Annotated in this window: 15 protein-coding genes and 1 pseudogene; 7 read left to right on the top strand and 9 right to left on the bottom strand. The window is 75.0% G+C overall.

The genetic code is table 11. The features are described 5' to 3' along the window. The 6 genes and pseudogenes from MNZ39_RS18430 to MNZ39_RS18405 form a co-directional block, all read right to left on the bottom strand. A pseudogene (locus tag MNZ39_RS18430) lies at positions 1–308 on the bottom strand (peptidase M23); the annotation flags it as partial. A gap of 3 nt (positions 309–311) precedes the next feature. After that, entirely contained in the window at positions 312–1,196 is an 885-nt protein-coding gene (locus tag MNZ39_RS18425) for an ABC transporter permease (protein WP_242340549.1), read from the bottom strand. A 1-nt stretch (position 1,197) separates the two neighbouring features. Next, positions 1,198–1,881, bottom strand: coding sequence for a cell division ATP-binding protein FtsE (ftsE, locus tag MNZ39_RS18420; protein WP_242340548.1), 684 nt, complete (start codon positions 1,879–1,881; stop codon positions 1,198–1,200). Positions 1,882–2,054: 173 nt separating this feature from the next. Beyond that, the gene (locus MNZ39_RS18415) at positions 2,055–2,603 is read right to left on the bottom strand and encodes a hypothetical protein (protein WP_242340547.1); all 549 of its coding nucleotides are present in this window, start codon (positions 2,601–2,603) and stop codon (positions 2,055–2,057) included. Positions 2,604–2,774: 171 nt separating this feature from the next. Further along, the gene (gene murI / locus MNZ39_RS18410) at positions 2,775–3,554 is read right to left on the bottom strand and encodes a glutamate racemase (protein ID WP_242340546.1); all 780 of its coding nucleotides are present in this window, start codon (positions 3,552–3,554) and stop codon (positions 2,775–2,777) included. A gap of 81 nt (positions 3,555–3,635) precedes the next feature. Next, positions 3,636–4,424: a hypothetical protein gene (locus MNZ39_RS18405; protein ID WP_242340545.1), complete on the bottom strand. Its 789-nt coding sequence runs from the start codon at positions 4,422–4,424 to the stop codon at positions 3,636–3,638. Positions 4,425–4,687: 263 nt separating this feature from the next. On the opposite strand from MNZ39_RS18405, the gene tolQ reads away from it, so the two are divergent. The 7 genes from tolQ (at position 4,688) to MNZ39_RS18370 (ending at position 10,281) form a co-directional block, all read left to right on the top strand. Further along, positions 4,688–5,425 (top strand): protein TolQ, encoded by a 738-nt coding sequence (tolQ, locus tag MNZ39_RS18400; protein ID WP_242340544.1) that lies wholly within the window; start codon positions 4,688–4,690, stop codon positions 5,423–5,425. Between the two features lie 12 nt (positions 5,426–5,437). Further along, positions 5,438–5,896, top strand: coding sequence for a protein TolR (tolR, locus tag MNZ39_RS18395; RefSeq protein WP_242340543.1), 459 nt, complete (start codon positions 5,438–5,440; stop codon positions 5,894–5,896). Then, on the top strand, positions 5,897–6,655 hold the full coding sequence (locus tag MNZ39_RS18390) for an energy transducer TonB (RefSeq protein WP_242340542.1): 759 nt from the start codon (positions 5,897–5,899) through the stop codon (positions 6,653–6,655). An 11-nt stretch (positions 6,656–6,666) separates the two neighbouring features. Next, positions 6,667–7,968, top strand: coding sequence for a protein TolB (locus MNZ39_RS18385; RefSeq protein WP_242340541.1), 1,302 nt, complete (start codon positions 6,667–6,669; stop codon positions 7,966–7,968). Positions 7,969–8,031: 63 nt separating this feature from the next. Beyond that, complete coding sequence (locus MNZ39_RS18380; RefSeq protein ID WP_242340540.1) at positions 8,032–8,955, top strand: Ppx/GppA phosphatase family protein; 924 nt, start codon at positions 8,032–8,034, stop codon at positions 8,953–8,955. Next, positions 8,952–9,614 carry a class I SAM-dependent methyltransferase gene (locus tag MNZ39_RS18375; RefSeq protein ID WP_242340539.1) on the top strand — a complete coding sequence of 221 codons (663 nt, stop codon included), beginning with the start codon at positions 8,952–8,954 and terminating at the stop codon, positions 9,612–9,614. The genes MNZ39_RS18380 and MNZ39_RS18375 overlap by 4 nt, the downstream gene beginning before the upstream one ends. A 13-nt stretch (positions 9,615–9,627) precedes the next feature. After that, positions 9,628–10,281 (top strand): MtnX-like HAD-IB family phosphatase, encoded by a 654-nt coding sequence (locus MNZ39_RS18370; protein ID WP_242340538.1) that lies wholly within the window; start codon positions 9,628–9,630, stop codon positions 10,279–10,281. Between the two features lie 146 nt (positions 10,282–10,427). On the opposite strand, the gene MNZ39_RS18365 is transcribed toward MNZ39_RS18370, so the two are convergent. The 3 genes from MNZ39_RS18365 to MNZ39_RS18355 are packed head-to-tail and all read right to left on the bottom strand — an operon-like array spanning position 10,428 to position 18,406. Further along, positions 10,428–13,544 carry a POTRA domain-containing protein gene (locus MNZ39_RS18365; RefSeq protein ID WP_242340537.1) on the bottom strand — a complete coding sequence of 1,039 codons (3,117 nt, stop codon included), beginning with the start codon at positions 13,542–13,544 and terminating at the stop codon, positions 10,428–10,430. After that, on the bottom strand, positions 13,526–17,461 hold the full coding sequence (locus tag MNZ39_RS18360; RefSeq protein ID WP_242340536.1) for a translocation/assembly module TamB: 3,936 nt from the start codon (positions 17,459–17,461) through the stop codon (positions 13,526–13,528). The genes MNZ39_RS18365 and MNZ39_RS18360 overlap by 19 nt, the downstream gene beginning before the upstream one ends. 48 nt (positions 17,462–17,509) lie before the next feature. Continuing rightward, entirely contained in the window at positions 17,510–18,406 is an 897-nt protein-coding gene (locus MNZ39_RS18355; RefSeq protein ID WP_242340535.1) for an ExeA family protein, read from the bottom strand. Between the last annotated feature and the right edge of the window lie 112 nt (positions 18,407–18,518).

The following is an 18,518-nucleotide window of genomic DNA, read 5'->3' as shown; positions in this document are numbered from 1 at the left end:
AGCCGCGGCCGGAGCTCCGCCAGGCGGGAGCGGAGCCTCGCCCGCGCGCCCGCCTCCACCTCGCGCGCGTGGGCGAGCCCGGCCGACGCCTCCGCGCGCTCCGCCTCGACCCGGCGGAGCTCCGCGCGGGCGGTGGTGAGCGCCGTCTCCGCCTCCCCCAGGGTGTCGAGGACCGAGCGCTCCTGCTGCGCGAGGAGGCGCGCCGCGGTCTCCTCCGCGCGCCGCCGGGCCTCGAGCGCGGAGAGCTGGGCCCGGGGATCCGCGGCGGCGAGCGCGAGCGCGAGCGCGAGGGCGAGCGCGGCGGGCACGGGTCAGGTCCGCCGCAGGGCGCGGGCGACGGAGAGGGCGCTCCCGAGGAGGCCGATCCCCGCCCCGCCGCCGACGAGGGCGACGACGAGCGCCGGCGGCAGCGTGTCGGCGAGCGTGAGCGCGCGCGCCGCCGACACGGCGGCGGCGAGGCGCGGCACGAGCAGCCCGTGGACCCCCGCGAGCGCGAGCACCGCCGCCCCCGCGCCGAGGAGCCCCTGCAGCAGGCCCTCGAGGAGGAACGGCGTGGCGACGAACGCGTCCGTGGCGCCGACGAGCTTCATGATCTCGATCTCCTCGCGGCGGGCGAACACCGCGAGCCGGAGCGTGTTCGAGACCAGGATCGCGGTGGCGAGCGCCAGCGCGCCGAACAGGAAGACGGCCGCGGTCCGCGCGCGAGAGACGAAGCGCTCGACGCCCTCGAGCCAGGCGGTGCCGTAGTCCACGTCGTCGGCGCCGGGCACCGAGCGGAGCCGCGCCGCGAGCTCGCGGGCGCCCTCGAGCGACAGCCCGGGCGCCTCGATCTCCACCGCGTCCGGCAGCGCGCCAGGGCCGACGCCCTCGAGCACGTGCGCCTGCTCGCCGAGCGAGTCCGCGAGCCGCGAGAGCGCGACCTCGGAGGGCACCGCCTCGACCCGCCGCCCCGGCGCGAGCGCGGCGGCGGCCGCCCGGGCGCGCTCGAGATCCGCGCCCGGCGCGAGGTACACCGAGACGCGCACCTCGCCCGCCCACGCGGCGAGGAGCCGCTCGGCGCCGCCGAGCGCGCCGGCGAACAGCCCGGTCGCGAACACCGCCACGAAGACGGTGGCCGCCCCCACCAGCGCGACGTACGGCCCGCGGGCCATGGACTCGAGCGCGCGGCGCGCGGCGCGGAGCGGGCGGAGGGCCATGTCAGGAGACGGCGCGGCGGACGGAGTCGCCGTCGGAGAGGAGGCGGCCCGCCTGGAGCACCACGACGCGCTTCTTGTAGCGCTCGAGCAGCGAGCGGTCGTGGGTGGCCACCACCACGGTGGTGCCGCGCGCGTTCGCGCCGTAGAGCAGGTCCATCACCTCGAGCGTGCGCTCCGGATCGAGGTTGCCCGTCGGCTCGTCCGCGAGGAGGAGCGCCGGGTCCGGCGCGAGCGCGCGCGCCACCGCGACCCGCTGCTGCTCGCCGCCGGAGAGCGAGGGCGGGAACTTGTCGGCGCGGTGCTCGAGGCCGACCGAGCGCAGGAGCCCGCGCACCTTGCGGCGGATCTCCTTCTGCGCGAGCCCCCGCACCTCGAGCGGCAGCGCCACGTTCTCGGCGACGGTGCGGTTCGCGAGGAGCTTGAAGTCCTGGAAGACCACCCCGATGTTGCGCCGCACGAAGGGGATCGCGGAGGCGGAGATCTTCGCCACGTTCTTGCCGAAGAGGAGGAGCTGCCCGGCGGTGGCGGGCTCGTCGCAGAAGATGAGCTTGAGGAGCGTCGACTTGCCGGCGCCCGAGGCGCCGGTGAGGAAGACGAACTCCCCCTTGTCGATCTCGAGCGACACGTCCTGGAGCGCCGGGCCGTCGCCCGGGTACTCCTTGGTGACGTGAAAGAGCTGGATCATGATCTAACGGGGGCTGCGCCCCCGCCCCGCCGAGCGAAGCTCGTCGGGGCCCCACCCCTGCTCGCCGGGTCCCGTGCGACACCGCGGGCGGCTACGCCGCTGACGCGGTGTCGCCCCGGCGGGCTCGCTTCGCTCGCCGAAAGCTTCGACATCATGCGCATGCCTTCGCCGGATCACTTGCGATCGCCGAGGTCGTCGGCGAGGTACGAGAGGATGACCTCGTCGAGGCTCTTCTCGCTGACGAGGTCCTCGCCGAAGAGCGTCTCGGCGCCGTCGCCGCGGAGCGCCGGGACGGGCGCATCGCGGGCGGCGACCACCTCGGGAGGGAGCGACCGCGCAGCGGGCGGGCGCGGCAGCGCGACGCCCTCGCGGAGCTTCACCGCGGGCGCGCGCTCCGCCTGGATCTGGCCGGGCTGGAACGCCTGCGCCTGCGCGCTGTAGACGGCGTCGATGTCGTCGTACACGCCGTTCACGAGGTTCCGCAGCATCTCCTTGTGCTGCTCCTCCATGAGCTCGCGCACCACCTGGGCGAGGTTGTCCGCCCCGACGATGTCCGCGTAGGAGGTCTTCTTCGAGGCGAGGATGTTCCCGCCCACGAACAGGTGCGTGATGATGTGCGGGTTGTCGAGGCCGGAGTCCTCGGTCTGGATGTGGTACGGCTTCCCCTTGTGCTTGATGTTGTGGTTGAAGCCAACCACCATCTTCTTCGCGTCGCCGGCCATTCGAGGCTCCGAGACTACCGCCGCGCGCACGCGCCATCAAGCCGACGGCCGGGCGGAAACCCGCGTCAAAACTCAGGGTACGCGCGATCCCGCGAATGCGAACGCGCGGGGTACTCGCCCCGGCGAGCAGGGGTGGGCCCCGGCAGCTCCGCGGCTGGGGCGGGGTCCCCGCTAGACATCCACGTGCTCCGCCGACGTGACGGTCCGGCCCAGGAACCGCCCCGCCACCGCGAGGAACTTCTCCGGCGCGTCGGTGACGAGGAACGCGTGCGCGCCCTGGCGGCCGCCCTCGTCTCCGAGGCGCGCCCGGACCTCCGCTGCGATGGCGTCGGCGCTGTCGACGAGCGCGAGCTCGGGGAGCTCGCGGGCGATCGCCGCGCGGAGCAGCGGGTAGTGCGTGCAGCCGAGGACGAGCGTGTCGACGCGCTCGTCGCGGAGCGGCGCGAGGTACCGGGCGACGACGCCGCGCACGACCGGATCGTCGGGATCGGTCCAGCCCTCCTCCGCGAGCGGCACGAAGAGCGGGCAGGCCCGGGCGACGACCTCCGCGTCGGGCCGCGCCGCGCGGAGCGCCGCCTGGTACGCGCCGCTCGAGACGGTGCCCTGCGTCCCGATTACGCCGATGCGGCCGCCGCGCGAGGCGCGGATCGCGGCGCGGACGCCGGGCTCCACCACCCCGAGCACGGGGACGGCGAGCTCCGCGCGCAGCGCGGGGAGCGCGACGGCCGAGGCGGTGTTGCAGGCGACCACGAGCAGATCGATCCCGCGGCGGGCGAGCACGCGGGCGTTCCTGAGCGAGTACTGCGTGACCGTGTCGGCGGACTTCGTGCCGTAGGGCACGCGGGCGGTGTCGCCCAGGTACACGGTGTCTACCGAGGGGAGCGCCTCGAGGATGGCGCGCTGGACGGTGAGGCCGCCGACCCCCGAGTCGAAGATGCCGATGCGTGACACGGCGCGGAGTCTACTCGTTCCCCGAAAAATGCGAAGCGCGGGCCTCGAGGGCCCGCGCCTCGCGGAAGCCGTGCGCGCGAGCTACGGGCAGCTCGGCGGCGGCGTCACGAGCGTCGGCGCGAAGCCCGCGTCGCCGATCTGCGCGGCGAAGTGATCGAACGGGACGGTGCAGGAGTCGAGCACCACCTGGCCGCTGCTCGGCCCCTGCGTGGCGATGCCCTGCATCCGGACGGTGTAGTTGTCGAGGTCCAGATCACCGGCGAAGACCGTGGTCGGGAGCGGATCGGAGCAGCCCACCACGTTCGCGTCGACGCGCGTGCCGTACGAGTCGCGCACCTCGTACGAGACGTTCGGCCACCCGGCCTCGGCGCAGCTGCGGTAGTCCGTCGGCGCCTGCGCGGGACCCAGCGCGAGGTACGCGAAGAGGTCCATCGGCGCGCGCACCGCGTCCAGGTCGACGATGCCCTGATCCGTCTCCGCGCCCGCGATCACGTGCAGCGCGACCGTGGTCTCGTAGACGGCGTAGTTGCCGCGCCAGCCCCGGATGCGGGCGGACGGCGAGCCGGCGGGCAGCCCGTCCAGCGTCGCACCCTGCACGCCCTGGTACACGCAGTCGACGACGAACTGCGGGAGCCCGGCGGCGTCGATGGTGACGACCTCGACCGCCGACTGCGCGCACGCGCCGGTCCCGGTGTGCGTGAGGGTCGCGTCGTCGTACAGCACGGTGCCCCCCTGCGTGTTCCTCAGGAAGTCCCAGTAGACGATCGCGGACCCCACTCCGCTGGGGGGGAGGGTGCGGTGGTTGTCGTCGCCGACGATGCAGCCGGAGGCGACGACGGCGGTGGCGAGGATCAGGGCGAGGCGTCTCATGTCATTCTCCGGGCGAGGTCGCGCGAGGCAGTCGAGCGAGAGACCGAGCAACCGATGTGCCACGCGATGCGGACGCGCGGGGGCGCGATTTCATGCAATCGTGCCCCCCGCGGACGGGTTGCCAGGGGGCGACGCCGTGACAGGTCCTCACACTCCCCTGACCCGACATGTAGGCGCACGAACGGGGCAGAATTCGCTCGCTGGGGCGTTTCCTTCTTGCGGGGCTCGCCCGTGCTAAACAAGCGACCACTCTATCGGTGCTCATGACGAACCTCATCCTGCCCCTGCCCGCCCCTCTCGCCGCCGCCGGCGGCGACGGTCTCGACTACTTCGAGATCGCCAAGAACTCCGGCCCCATCGGGATCGGAGTGCTCCTCCTGCTGCTCGGCGCGTCCGCCGTGTCCTGGGCCATCATCGTCAAGAAGTGGCTCCAGATCCGGCGCGCGCAGGACGAGTCCGTGAAGTTCCTCGAGACCTTCTGGCAGTCGAAGCGCCTCGACGCGATCTACCAGGCGGCCGAGTCCCTCTCCGCCTCCCCGATCAGCCAGGTGTTCCGCGCCGGCTACGTCGAGCTCTCGAAGGTCACGGCGCAGAAGAAGGAGGCCGGCGGCGAGGTGAACATGAGCGACGAGCTCGGCGGGATCGAGAACGTCGAGCGCGCGCTGAAGCGCGCCGCCGCGTCCGAGGTGACCCACCTCGAGGCGCAGGTCCCGTTCCTCGGCACCACGGCGAGCGCGGCGCCGTTCGTCGGCCTGTTCGGCACGGTGTGGGGGATCATGCGCGCCTTCCACGACATCTACCAGGCCGGGAACGCAAACCTCGCCACCGTCGCGAAGCCGATCTCCGAGGCGCTCATCGCCACGGCGGTGGGCCTCTTCGCGGCCATCCCCGCGGTCGTGGCGTACAACTACTTCGTGTCGAAGATCCGCGTCCTCGACAGCGAGATGACGAACTTCTCGAACGACTTCCTCAACATCGTCCGGCGTCACTTCTTCAGCTAGGAGCCAACGCCCGTGGCTGCGTCGAGCGGCGGCTCCGGCCGCCAGACCCTCACCGAGATCAACGTCACGCCGCTCGTCGACGTGATGCTCGTGCTCCTCATCATCTTCATGGTCACCGCGCCCCTCATCCAGCAGGGCGTCGAGGTGAGCCTCCCCGAGGCGCGCGCCAAGGCCGTCGAGGCGGAGGACCAGAAGCTCGTCCTCTCGATCAAGTCCGATCACTCGCTGTACCTCGGCTCGAGCGAGGACGCGGCGCGCATCCCGTTCGAGTCGCTCGAGGACAAGCTGCGCGCGAACGCCCGCGCCATGAAGGACCGCGAGCTCTACCTCATGGCCGACAAGACGCTGCCCTACGGCTTCGTCGTCGACGTCATGGCCACCGTCCAGCGCGCGGGCATCACCAACGTCGGCATGATCACCAACCCCGCCGCGGACAAGGTGCGCGAGGCGAGGCAGGAGGGCCGGCGGTAGATGGCGGCGATCCCGGTCACGACCGCGCTCCGCCGGAAGGACCGGCTCTGGCCCGCGACGACCTTCTCCGTGGCCGTGCACGCGGCGCTCATCGTCTGGGTGGTCGTGCGCGTACCGCCGCCCACGATCGACCTCCAGCAGAAGCCGATCGTCGCGAAGCTCGTCCGGATGGGCCCGAAGAAGCCGCAGGAGTACCTCCCGCGCAAGGAGGCCCCGCCGCCTCCCGCGCCCGCGGAGGCCGCCCCGACGCCGGTCGCCGCCCCCGCGCCGCCGGCGCCCGCCGCCCCCTCCGTCGCCATCGCGAAGGCCGAGCCGAAGCCCGCGCCGCCGAAGGCGCAGAGCCCGAACCCGGGCAAGGCGACCAGCAACTCGCTCGCGTCGGTGCTCTCGAAGGTGCGCGCGTCCGCGGCGAAGGCGGAGCCGCAGTACGGCGATCCCGACGGGGATCCCCTCGGCGACTCCGAGGAGGGAGAGGAGGGCGACCTGTACCTCGCGTCGATCGTCCGCGAGCTGCACGCGAACTACGACGTGCCGTCGACGATCTCCGAGCGCGAGCGGATGCACCTCTTCGCGATCGTCGTCATCTTCATCGAGCCCGACGGACGAATCGGCCGATGGCAGGTCCAGACGCCGTCCGGCAACTCCGCCTTCGACGCCGCCCTCGAGCGGACGCTCCGCAAGACGCGCTTCCCTCCGCCCCCCGCCGCATCGCGTGAGTCCTATCGCCGCTCCGGCCAGCCGGTGAAGTTCACCTTGTGATGACTGCCCCCATGACCCTCACACGCACCCTCGCGCTCGCCGCCCTCGCGGCCGCGCTGCCCGCGCTCGCCCAGGAGCGCCCGACCCTCACCATCGGCTCGCCCAACTTCCAGCCGCTCCCCATCGCCGTGGCGCAGTTCCAGGGCGAGGGCGGCGACGCCCGCGCCGGCGAGGTGACGGAGGTGGTCCGGGGCGACCTCACCCTCTCCGGCCTCTTCGACGTGCTCGACCCGCGCGGCTTCCTCGCCGATCCCTCGGAGGGCTGGGCCGCCCCGACGATCCGCTTCGCGCGCTGGACGGACGTCGGCGCGGAGGGGCTCGTGAAGGCGCGCATGCGTCAGGTGGCGGGCACGCTCGAGGGCGAGCTCCACCTGTACGAGGTGCGCGCCGGGCGCGAGGTGCTGGTGAAGCGCGTCAGCGCGCAGGCGTCCGATCCGCGCGGGCTCGCCCACCGCATCTCCGACGAGATCGTCCGCTACTACACGCGCGAGCCGGGGGTCTTCTCGACGAAGCTCGTGGCGATCCGCAAGATCCGCGGGGCCTACGAGCTCGTGATGCTCGACGCGGACGGCAAGAACCCGCGCGTCCTCCTCTCCGAGCGCACCATCCTCCTCGCGCCCGCGTGGCGCCCGGACGGCGGCGCGGTGCTCCTCACGAGCTACCGCAACGGCCGCCCCGAGCTGTGGCTCTACACGCTCGCCGACAAGGGCTTCCGGCGCCTCGCCGCCATCCCGAACGCCTACGGCGGGGTCTACTCGCCGGACGGCAGGGAGATCGCCTTCACCATCACGGATCGCGCGAACAGCGACGTGTGGGTGATGAACGCGGACGGCTCCGGCGCGCGGCGGCTCACGCGCGAGGCCGCCCTCGACCTCTCGCCCTCCTGGTCCCCGGACGGCAAGCGGCTCGCGTTCGTCTCCGACCGGAGCGGCACGCCGCAGATCTACCTGATGGGCGCGGACGGCTCGAGCCCGAAGCGGCTCACCTTCCAGGGGAACTACAACCAGACGCCGGCCTGGAGCCCGCGCGGTGACGCCATCGCGTTCACCGCGCGCGACGAGCGCAAGGTGTTCGACGTGTTCGTCGTCTCGCCCGACAACGGCAAGATCCAGCGCGTGACGCAGGACCAGGGGCGCACGAACGAGGAGCCGACCTGGGCGCCCAACGGGCGGCTGCTGGCGATCAAGACCGATCGCGCCGGCGCCGGGTTCCAGCTCGTCGTGTCCGACGCGCGCGGCGAGAAGCAGACCGTGATCTCCGCCGGCGGCGGCGGGGAGCTCTCCGCGCCGGCCTGGGGCCCGCTCGCCGAGTAGCCCGGCCCCGCAAGCCCGCGGGGACGACCGCGGAGGCGCGAGCCGTCGTCCAGGGGGGACGCCTTGACCGAGCGGTTCGCGGCGATCGACGTCGGGACGAACACGGTGCTCCTCACCGTGGCCGAGCGGCGCGGCGCGACGCTCGCGCCGGTCGTCGAGCGCGCGGAGATCACGCGGCTCGGGCGCGGCGTGGACGCGAGCGGGCGGCTCGACGCGGCAGGCATCCGCGAGACGGTCGCGGCGCTCGCCGCCTACGCCGCCGAGGCCCGCGCGCTCGGCGCCGAGATCGTCGCCTGCGTGGCGACGAGCGCGGCGCGCGACGCGTCCAACGGGGCGGAGTTCTTCGCGGCGGCGCGCGCGGCGGCGGGGCTCGTGCCGGAGGTGATCTCGGGCGACGAGGAGGCGCGGCTCGTCTACGCGAGCGCGTGGCGCGACTTCGGCGGCGCGGGCCCGCTCGCCGTGCTCGACGTGGGCGGCGGGTCGACCGAATTCACGGTGGGCGAAGGTCCCGCCCCGCGCGCGCGCACGAGCCTGCAGGTCGGCGCGGTGCGGCTCACGGAGCGGCACGTGCGGGGCGACCCGCCGTCGAGCGCGGAGCTCGCCGTGCTGCGGGACGCGGCGCGGGAGGCGCTCGGCCCCCTCCGGGAGATGATCGCGGGGCTCGGGCCGGCGCGCCTCGTCGGCGTGGCCGGCACCGTCACGACCCTCGCCGCCGTCGAGCAGGCGCTGCCCGCCTACGACGCGGAGCGGGTGCACGGCGCCATCCTCACCCTCGCCGCGGCCGACGCGCTCCTCGCCCGGCTCGCCGCGCTGACGGTGCGCGCGCGGGCGGCGCTGCCCGGGATGGAGCCGAAGCGGGCCGACGTGATCCTCGCCGGCGCGGTCATCGTGGTCGAGGCGATGCGCGCGGCGGGCTTCGAGCGGCTGACGGTCTCGGACCGCGGGGTCCGCTGGGGCCTCCTCCACGACCGCGTCGGCCCGGCATGAACCGCCTGCGCGCCCGCGCCGGCCGCGTCTACGCGGCGTTCGCGTTCGGGCGCGCCGCGGCGATCTACGAGCTCCTCACCGACCAGGAGGCGTGGCGCCGCGACTGCCGCGCGATGGCCGAGCTCGTCGGCGGGCCGCGCGTCCTCGACCTCGGCGTCGGGCCCGGCACCAGCGCGCTCGAGATGGCGCGCGCCGATCCCGCGCGCCGGCACGTGGGGCTCGACACCTCCGCGCCGATGCTGCGGCGCGCCGCGCGCCACGCCCGCGCGGCGCGGGTGGCGCTGCCGCTCGTCCGCGGCGACGCCCTCGCCCTCCCCGTCCGCGACGGCGCCTTCGACGCCGCCACCGGCCACAGCTTCCTCTACCTCCTCGACGATCCGGCCGCGGCGCTCCGGGAGGTGCGCCGCGCGGTGCGGCCCGGCGGCCACATCGCGTTCCTCGAGCCGCGGGACGGGCGCGCCCGGCTCCGCGAGGCGCTGCGGGCGAGCCCCCGCAACGGCCTCGCGATGGCGCTCTGGCGCAGCATGTCCCGGCTCCACCGCCGCTACGACGAGGCGAGCCTCCCGGCGCTCCTCGCGCGCGCCGGGTTCGCCGAGGCGCGCGCGTGGCCGGTGCTCTCCGGGTTCGGGGTGATGGCAATCGCCGTGCGGCCGGAGTAGAACGTCGGCCCCGATGCGAGCGCCCTGGGCCATCGTCTGCGACTTCGACGGCACCGCCCTGACCGAGGACCTCGGCGATCTCGTCGCCTACCGGTTCGCGGGGGAGGCCAACTACCGCGCCGCCGCGGCGGACTACCAGCGCGGCGAGTTCCCCTTCAGCGTGCTGCTCGCGAAGGTGTTCGCGCCGATCACGGCCTCCCGCGGCGAGATCGCCGCGTTCGCGCGCGAGCGGGCGGTGCTGCGGCCCGGCTTCGAGGCGCTCGTCGAGGCCTGTCGGGCGAGCGGCCGGCCCTTCCTGGTCGTCTCCTCGGGCCTCGACGCCTACATCGAGCCGGTGCTCGAGCGGCTCCCGCCCGCGCTGCGCGCGCACGTGGAGGTCCGCGCCAACCGCGCCGAGCTCTCGCCCGCGGGGCTCTCGGTCCAGTTCCACGGCGCGGACTGCGGTTTCTGCGGGTTCTGCAAGGGCGACGTCGTCCGCGAGCTGCAGCGCGCGGGCAACAAGGTCGTCCTCTGCGGCGACGGCACCGGCGACCGCCACGCGGCCGACGCCGCCGATCACGTCTTCGCCCGCGCCGGGTCCAGCCTCGTGCGCTACTGCGCGGAGCGCGGGATCCGGCACGACGTGTTCGAGACGTTCGACGAGGTGATGGCGCGGTTTCCGCGCTGACTGAGATCACGCGGGGGCTGCGCCCCCGTCCGTCGACGGCTGACCGCCGTCGCCGGGGGCCTCTCCGCGCGCTTCGCGCGGAGCCTCACCCCGAAGGCGCTCCGTCCTTCGGCGAGCTTCGCGCAGCGCCGAGGCGGCCGGGCAGCTCAGAACAACCCGATCGTGAAGTGCGGGGCGAAGATCCGCTCGTTCACGGCGCGGTCGGGGTCGAGGTTGAACCCGAGGTCGAGCGCGGCGGGGCCGATGGGCGTCACGAACCGCAGGCCCACGCCGGCGTTGGCGCGCAGGTCCACGAGCCGGTAGCGCATCGGGTCGAGCCACAGGTTGCCGAGGTCGAAGAAGAGGCCCGCCTCGAGGCTCCGGCGCAGGGGGATGCGCAGCTCGGTCTTGGCGAGCAGGAAGGCCTCGCCGCCCTCGGACACCGGCCGGTCACCGGCGGCGATGCGGCTGCCGCGGTCCGTGCAGCCCACCTTCGTCGGGCTCGTCGCGCAGTGGCGCGCCTCGGCGGAGAGGTCGCTGCGGACGTCCTCGGGGATCATCTCCTCCTCGCCGTAGCCGCGCATCGACGACGCGCCGCCGAGGAAGAAGCGGCGCGGGATGATGGTCTGCGAGCGGCGGTCGAGCGGGAACACGCGGCCGCCGCGCAGGGAGAGCGCGACCACGCTGCCGCGCCCCACCGGCAGGTAGCCGGACGACGACGCCGAGAGCTTCAGCATGTTCGTGTGGATCCCGCTCGCGGGGAGCACGCCGAAGAGGGCGCGGTCGTCCGGGCCCTCGCGCTCGGCGCCGAGGGAGCGGGCGTACTCGAGCGCGCCGGAGGCCGCCCAGCCGGAGTGCGGGTGGGCGGAGTTGTCGCGGTGGTCGATCGAGATCGACGGCCGGAGCGCGTGGAGCGTGGTGATCCCCTCGTCGAACCGCAGCCGCTCGAGGTCCGCCTGGGTGAGGTAGCCGACCGCGTTCGTGCGGTCGATGCGGTCCACCTCGATCTCGTACTGGAGCGAGGCCGACAGCCGGGAGGTGAGCCCCGCGTCCACGCCGGCGATCGCCGAGGCGCGGCGGAGCGCGTAGGCCTTGCGGTGCAGCATCTCGCCGATGACGTTCGTGCGGACGCTCGCGGGGATGGGCAGGAAGGCGAGGGTCGGGGTGCGCAGCCCGACCTCCGCCCGCCCCTCCACGCGATCCGAGGGCGCCTTGCCCGCGAGGTCCGGCCGCTCGACCCAGGGCGTCTCGAGCGGGTAGTTCACCTTCGCGCGCGCGCCCAGCTCGAGCGCGCGGCCGAGGATGTTCGGCTCGCCGTACTCCACGAACGCGCGCGGCCCGTCCGCGATGGAGAACCCGACGCCCTGCGACAGCGTCGCCCACGGCCGCTCGGCGAGCTCGACGGCGAGGTCCTTCGTCGCGTGCGGCGCCTCCGGCTCCTGCACGCGGATGGACACCGAGCGGAACACGCCGAGCCGCAGGAGCGCCGCCTGGCTCTTCGCGATCCGCTCCGGGTCGTAGACGTCGCCCTCCGCGAACGCGAGCGCGCCGCGGACCACGTCGTCGCGGGTGCGCCGGTTCCCCGAGAGCAGCACGCGCCCGATGCGCACCTGCGGCCCCTCGTCCACCACGAAGCGGATCGCCACCGTGTGACGCTCGGGGTCGAGCTCCTCGCGCGCGTCGAGCCGGGCGTAGAGGTGACCGCGCGCGAGGTAGCGGCGGAGGATCGCGGCGCGCGTCTCCTCGATCCGCTCGAAGACGAGCGGATCGCCGGGCGCGAGGCGCGATTCGCGCGCGAGCTCGGCGAGCGACACGATCCGGTTCCCCTCGAACGAGATCGCCTCGACGTGCGTGCGCGGGCCCTCGCGCAGCCGGACCGTCACGTCCGCCACGCGCTCGCGGGCGTCGAGCGACACGGAGGCGCCGAGGTAGACCGCCTCGAGCCACCCGTCGGCGCGGTAGTCGTCCACGATCCGCTCGGCGGCGCGCGCCCAGGACGCCTCGTCCCACACCTCGCTCGGCGCGAGCGCGGCGGGCGGGGCGCGCGGCGGCCGCACGCCCGGGATCGACACGAGCAGCGCGCGCCCGCGGTCGGCCTCCGTCTCGTCTCGCTTGCCGCCCTCCTCGTCGAGGATCGCGGCGAGCTGCGCGCGCAGCGTGGCGGCGTCGCGCTGCTCCACCCCGTCGAGCCGGACCTCCCGGAGCCGGTAGCGGCGCCCCTCCTCGACGTGGAAGACCACCGCGGCGAGGCGACCGTGGCGGGTCTCCTCCGGCTCGACCCGCGCGCCCGCGAACCCGCGCTGGCGGTAGAACGCCCGGATGCGGTCGGCCGCGGCGGCGATGGCCGGCGCGTCCACCGGCTGGCCGTCCTCGAACGCGAGCTGCCTCGCGAGCACCTGCGAGGCGATCTCCTGGTTGCCGCGGAAGACGAAGGCGAGCCTGGGCCCGGCGTCGACCGGGAGCTCCACGTCCGCGAGCCGGCCCTCGACCCGCACGACGGGGGTGCCGACGCGAGCGCGCCGGTATCCGCCCTCGTACAGGGAGGCGCGCGCGGCGCGGACGTCCGCTTCGAGGACGTCCCGATCCAGCACCGCCCCGGCGCGCGAGCGGAGCGCGGAGGTGAGGCGCGGCGCCTCGCCGGACCCAGAGAGCCGCACCGAGCGGATCCGCACGGGCTCCCCCGCCGCGACGCGGAGCAGCGCCGCGTCGTCGCGGAGCGCGCTCGCCTCCACCGCCGCCTCGGGGTACCCGCGGCGCGCGAGCAGGGTTCGGACCCGCGCGGCGGCCGCGTCGAGGTCGGAGGCGTCGAACGGCTCGCCGGTGGGGAGCCGCGCCGCGGCGCGCACGCCGGCGGCGTCGAGCACCGCGGGCCCCTCGATCCGCACCTCGAGTGTCGCGAGCATCCGGACCGGGAGGGCCTCGATGACCAGCGACACCCACTCGCCGTGCTGGTTCGGTGGCGGCGCCGCCGGGGTGGCGCGGATCACCACGTCGCGGAACCGGCCGGTCTGGTAGAGGCGCTGCACGGTGCGGCGCAGCGCGCGAGTGGAGAGCGCCTCCCCCGGCCGCACGTCCACGAACGCGGCGAGCGCGACGCGGTCCTCCGTCTCGGGCACCCGCAGCTCGACGCCGACCACGCGCGGCGGCGAGGACACGTCCGCCGGCGCTGGAGGGGGCGCGGCCGCGGCGGGGAGCGCCGCGCAGGCGAGCACGGCCGCGAGCAGGCACGCGAGGCGGCGCAGCGAGCAGGGATCGACGCGGACCGTCACTTCTGATCCGTCCATTCCCAGCGCAGCTTCAGGTCCACCCCGTGATCGCCGGTGGCCACGTCGGGGTTGTCGTTGTCCCACTGGTACTGCACCGCGGTGTGATCGCCGAGCCGGAGCTCCGCCTGCGCCTTCTGCCCCCGCGCGCCGGCGAGCGGCGCCTGGTAGCGGAGCCGCAGCTTGTCGCGCAGGAACCACGACTCGAACTCCGCGCGCGGCTCGACCTGGCCGCTCCCCTCCGAGTACGCGCTCGTGATCCGGACCGACAGATCGCGCATGACGCCGGTGCGCGGCAGGAAGCGCTTCACCTGCTCGTCCAGCCCGGACGCCGAGAAGAGCGCCTGCGCCGCCGCCGCGGTGGCGACGCCGCCCACGCCGGCGCCCGCCGCCGCGTCGCGCCGGGTGAACCCGAGCGAGAGGAGCGTGATGATGTCCGGCTGCGCGAGCGCGGGCGCGCTCGTGAGCGTGATCTGCGGGTCGCTCATCGGCCCGAAGACGTGCATGAAGACCTGGTAGTCCCGCACCTGCGACTCACCGTGCACGTCGAGCGCGAGCGCGACCCGGTTCCGGTCGGTGAGCTCCAGGATGGCGTGCGTGAGCTGGAACTCGTTGCCGCGGAACATCGCGCGGCTCCCCTCGGCCATCGAGAGCGTGCCGACGAGGCCGGGGGCCGCGAGGGAGCCGGTGAGGGTCAGCTCGCCGGAGAGGGCGCCACGCACGAGGTCGTTGTCGATCCGCGCGTCGCCGTCGACCGCGACCTGCACGTCGAACCGGAGCCACTCGCCCGCGCGATCGTAGGCGCGGGGCGGCGCGACCGCGCGCCGGCGCACCTCGAGCAGGCTTCGCTCGAGGTCGACGTCGGCGGTGTAGCGCGCGCGCAGGACGTGGACGCGCCCGGTGAGCGTGGTCGCGTCCGGGGAGCCCGTCGCCTCCAGCCGGCCGGAGAGGGTGACCGGGAGGTACGCCGGGACGGCGAGCGGGATCTCGTCGAGCTTCGCCTCGACCCGGAGGCGTGACGGGCGGAAGGACGAGAGCTGCACCTCGCCCTCGAGCCGGGCGCGGCCGCCGTTCACCGCGGCCTCGAGCCCGTCGAACAGGATGCGGTTCTGCGAGAAGGCGAGATCGCCGCGCAGGCCCGAGAAGGCGAGCGTCATCTCGCGCAGCTCGAACCCGGCGTCCTCGACGCGTCCGGCGCCGACCAGGACCGGCTCCTCGGCGGTGCCGGCCACGTGCGCCTCGAGCGTCAGCCGCCCCGCGGGACGGCGCAGCGCGGGCGTGAGCCCGCCGAGGAGGCGCAGATCGAGGTTGCCGCGCGCGGAGACGTCGAGCTGACCCGAGGCCGCGCGCGCGCCGGAGAGCGCGAGCTCGGTGTTCGTCCCGCGCAGGACGAGCCCCTGCACCTCGACCCGGCCGCGGTCGAGGTCCAGCACCGCCGGGCCGGCCGACTGCACGCGGAAGTCCGCGTACCCGGCCTGGACCTCGTCGAGCCGCACGCGCGCGCGCGCGAGCGACAGGTCCGCGAGCTCGCCCTCCGCGGTCCCCTCCCCCGCGACGCGGGCGCGGAAGCCCGCCGGCGCGCCGTCGGGGAGCAGCCGCGTCACGTCGTGCATCGCGAGCCGCGCGCGCGCACGGAACGGCATGCGTCCCGAGAGCGTCGCCTCTCCCTCGAACGAGACGCCCTCGGCGCCGCCCGTCACGACGAGCCGCTCGCCCTCGAGCGTCCCGCCCACCTGCACCGTCCCGAGGCCGAACCCCTCCGCGTGCACCGCGTCGCCGTTCGCCGCGAAGCGCACGCGCGGCCGGTCCACGGAGCCCTCCAGCGTCGCGGTCCCGGCGACGGTGCCGGACCACGTGCCGCCCGACAGCCCGAGCGACGCGATCGGCACGCCGGAGAAGGAGACGTCGACGTCCCAGGGGAACGGCGGCAGGGCGCTCCACGTGCCGGTGGCGCGCGCGACCCCGGTGCCGCGGCGCAGCTCCGCGCGATCGAGGCGCGTCTCGACGCCCTTGTGGATGCGGCCCTCCGCCCGCCCGGAGTCGTAGCGGCGGCCGTAGATCGTCCCGGCGCCGAAGCGGGCCTCGAACTCGGCGTCCACCGCGTCCGCGGGGCCGGTCGCGGTGCCGGACACCTCCACGTCGCCGTCCACGACCTCGCGCATCCAGCGCGACCGCGGGAGCCAGTCGCGCACGGCGTCGAGCAGGTCGCGGATCCGTCCCTTCGCCTCGAACCGCGAGGAGACGACGTGCGCCGGCGTGCGGTCGAGGTCCACGACGCCCTCGCCCTTCCAGCGCGACACGTTCCGCGCCCCCTCGGCGCCCGAGAAGCGCAGGAGGAAGTCGTCGTAGCGGAAGTCCGACGAGACGTTCCCGAGATCGACGTCGAGGAAGCGGAAGCGCTCGATGCGGGTGCGGCCGACCACGTGCGGGTTGCCGTACGGCGCCGCTTCGATCGTCGCGTCCATGCGGGCGAGCCCGGCCCAGGGGACGTCTGCCACGCGCCCGAGCGCGTCGAGGTCCGCCTCGCCGCGCGCGCGGACCGAGAAGCCGCGCGCCTCCGAGAAGTGGACCGCCGCGTCGGCGCTGACCGTGCCGCGTCCGACCGAGAGCCGGCCGGCGTCGAAGAACAGCCCCTCCCGATCCACGCGGACCTTGGACTCGAGCCGCCCCGCCGCGAACGCCACGACGCCGGGGTCGCCCTTCGCCTGGCGGTACGGGCGCGTGAGCGCGCGCAGGTCGCGCACGTCGACCCCGAGCTCGCCGCCGAGCGCCGGCGGCCACAGGGTGCCGGACACCGCCGCCCGGCCGTCGAGCTTGAGGCTCACCCAGGGATCGCGGACGCCGAGCCGATCGAGCACCTCCGCGAGCTCGGCCCCGCGCAGCTCGACCTCCGCCGCGATCGGCGCGCCGCGCGCGAGGCGGAGCGTGCCGCGCGCGAGGGCGCTGCCCTCGGCGAGCGGGACCTCGATCCGGTCGAACACGACCTCCTCGCCGGCGAGCCGCAGCGCCGCCTGGCCGGCGCCGGCGCGCTGCGCGCCGATCCGGACCCCCGTCCAGGCGACGGTCGCGGACACCTCCGGCGCGCTCGCGGGGCCGCGCACGCTCGCGACGACCTCGGCGCTCCCCTCCGCGTCTGCGTTCACGCCCGCGAGCGCGAGCGCGTCGGCGACGCCGCCGTGAGCGGTCGCGGTGAGCTCGAACGACGGGTCGCACAGGTCGCGGACCTCGCCGCGCGCGGAGAGGCGCACCCCGCCGATGTCGGCCTCCGCCCCGTTCACCACCAGGCGCGAGAGATCGAGCGCCACCTCCACGTCGGCGGAGACGGACGAGGCGTCGAAGGCGCGCCCCGGCCCCGTGAGGCGCGCCGGCCCCGCGGAGATCTCCACGCGCGCGCGCCGGTGCGCCGCGCCGAACGCCCGGAGCGAGCGCGCGGGCGGGCGCGACCGGACGTCGATGCGGTCCACGACGAGGCGGCGGCCCCCCGCGAGCGCCACGTCTATCGCCCCCGCCTCGACGTCCAGGTGCCGGACCTCGAAGCGCGCGAGGAGCGGGGGCGGGCAGGCGTCGGCGGCGCCGGCCCCGCTGCGCGGCGAGCGCGGGGGGACCACGACCCGCGGACGCACGAGGCGCAGCTCGGCGAGGTGGAGCTGGCGCCCCAGCGCCTGGATCGGCGCGAGCCGGGCGGCGAGCGCGTCGGCGGTGAAGAGCGGCGCCGAGGCCGGCCCGAGCCGGATGCCCTCCGCCTCGAGCTCCAGCGCGAGCGGCCGGATCCGGCACGCCGCGACGGCGAGCTCGAGGCCGGTCGTGCGCTCCACGCGCTCGGCGGCGAGCGCGCAGATGCGATCCGCCGCCCAGCGCGTGCGCAGCCCCGCGATCGTGCCGCCCACCAGGGCCACGATGAGCGCGAGGAACGCCAGGGCGACGGTGCGCTTCTTCACCTGCCTCGATTCTCCACCGCGATCCGCGCCGGACCAAGCGCGCGGCCGCTACTCGAGCGACTCGAGGTAGCGATCGATCTCGGCGAGGTCGAGCCGCGCCGGGCGTTCCACCGGACCGGCGTCCGCCGCGGGGGCCTCGATGCCGAGGTCGCGGGCGACGCGGTCGACGAACCGCTCGTCGAGCTCTCGCGCGCGGGCCACGAAGCCCTCGAAGAGGGCGTTGTCGCACAGGGTGTTGATGAGGCGCGGGGTGCCGCGCGTGTAGGCGTGGATGCGCGCGAGGGCGCCCGCGGAGAACGGCACGCGCGGGGCCCCGGCGAGCCGCAGCCGGTGCCGGACGTACGCGTCGGTCGCCTCGCCCGACAGCGGCTCGAGCCGGTACTTGAGCGCGACGCGCTGCGCGAGCGGCGGATCGAGCTTCAGGTTCTGCTCGATCTCCGGCAGCCCGAAGAACACGAACGAGAGGAGCTTGCGCTCGGGGACCTCGAGGTTCAGCAGCCCGCGGAACTCCTCCATGATCTCGCGCGTGGCGAGCATCTGGGCCTCGTCGATGAGGACGACGGCCTTCTTGCCCTGCTCGTAGATCCGGACGAGCCGCTGGTAGAGCTGGGAGAGCAGCGCGAGCTTCTCGTCCGCGGGACTCTCGACCCCGAGCTGGAGCGCGATCCGCTTGAGCAGCCAGCTCGCCGTGATGCCCGAGTGGATGATGACGAGGAGCGCCGCCTCGTACTCCTCCTCCGGCAGCGCGTCGAGCATCCGCCGCGCGAGCGTGGTCTTGCCCGCGCCGATGTCGCCCACGAGCACGGCGAGCCCCTTCATCCCGGAGACGGCGTGCGTGAGCCGCAGGAGCGCCTGCGCGTGCTGGGCGGACGAGTAGTAGAAGCGCGAGACCGGCGCGTTCGAGAACGGCTCCTGCGACAGCTCGTAGTACTCGAGATAGTTCACGCGACGTCCTTCGGCGCTACAGGTACCCGATGTTCTTCTTGGCGCCCGGTGCGGGCGGGCGCGGCGGCGCGGCGGGCGGGCGCGCGCCGCGGGCGGCGTCGGCGGGCGGACG

It is taken from the genome of Anaeromyxobacter sp. SG66 (genome assembly GCF_022690805.1).
Taxonomy (GTDB): domain Bacteria; phylum Myxococcota; class Myxococcia; order Myxococcales; family Anaeromyxobacteraceae; genus Anaeromyxobacter; species Anaeromyxobacter soli.
This window is presented reverse-complemented; position numbering and strand designations above follow the sequence as displayed.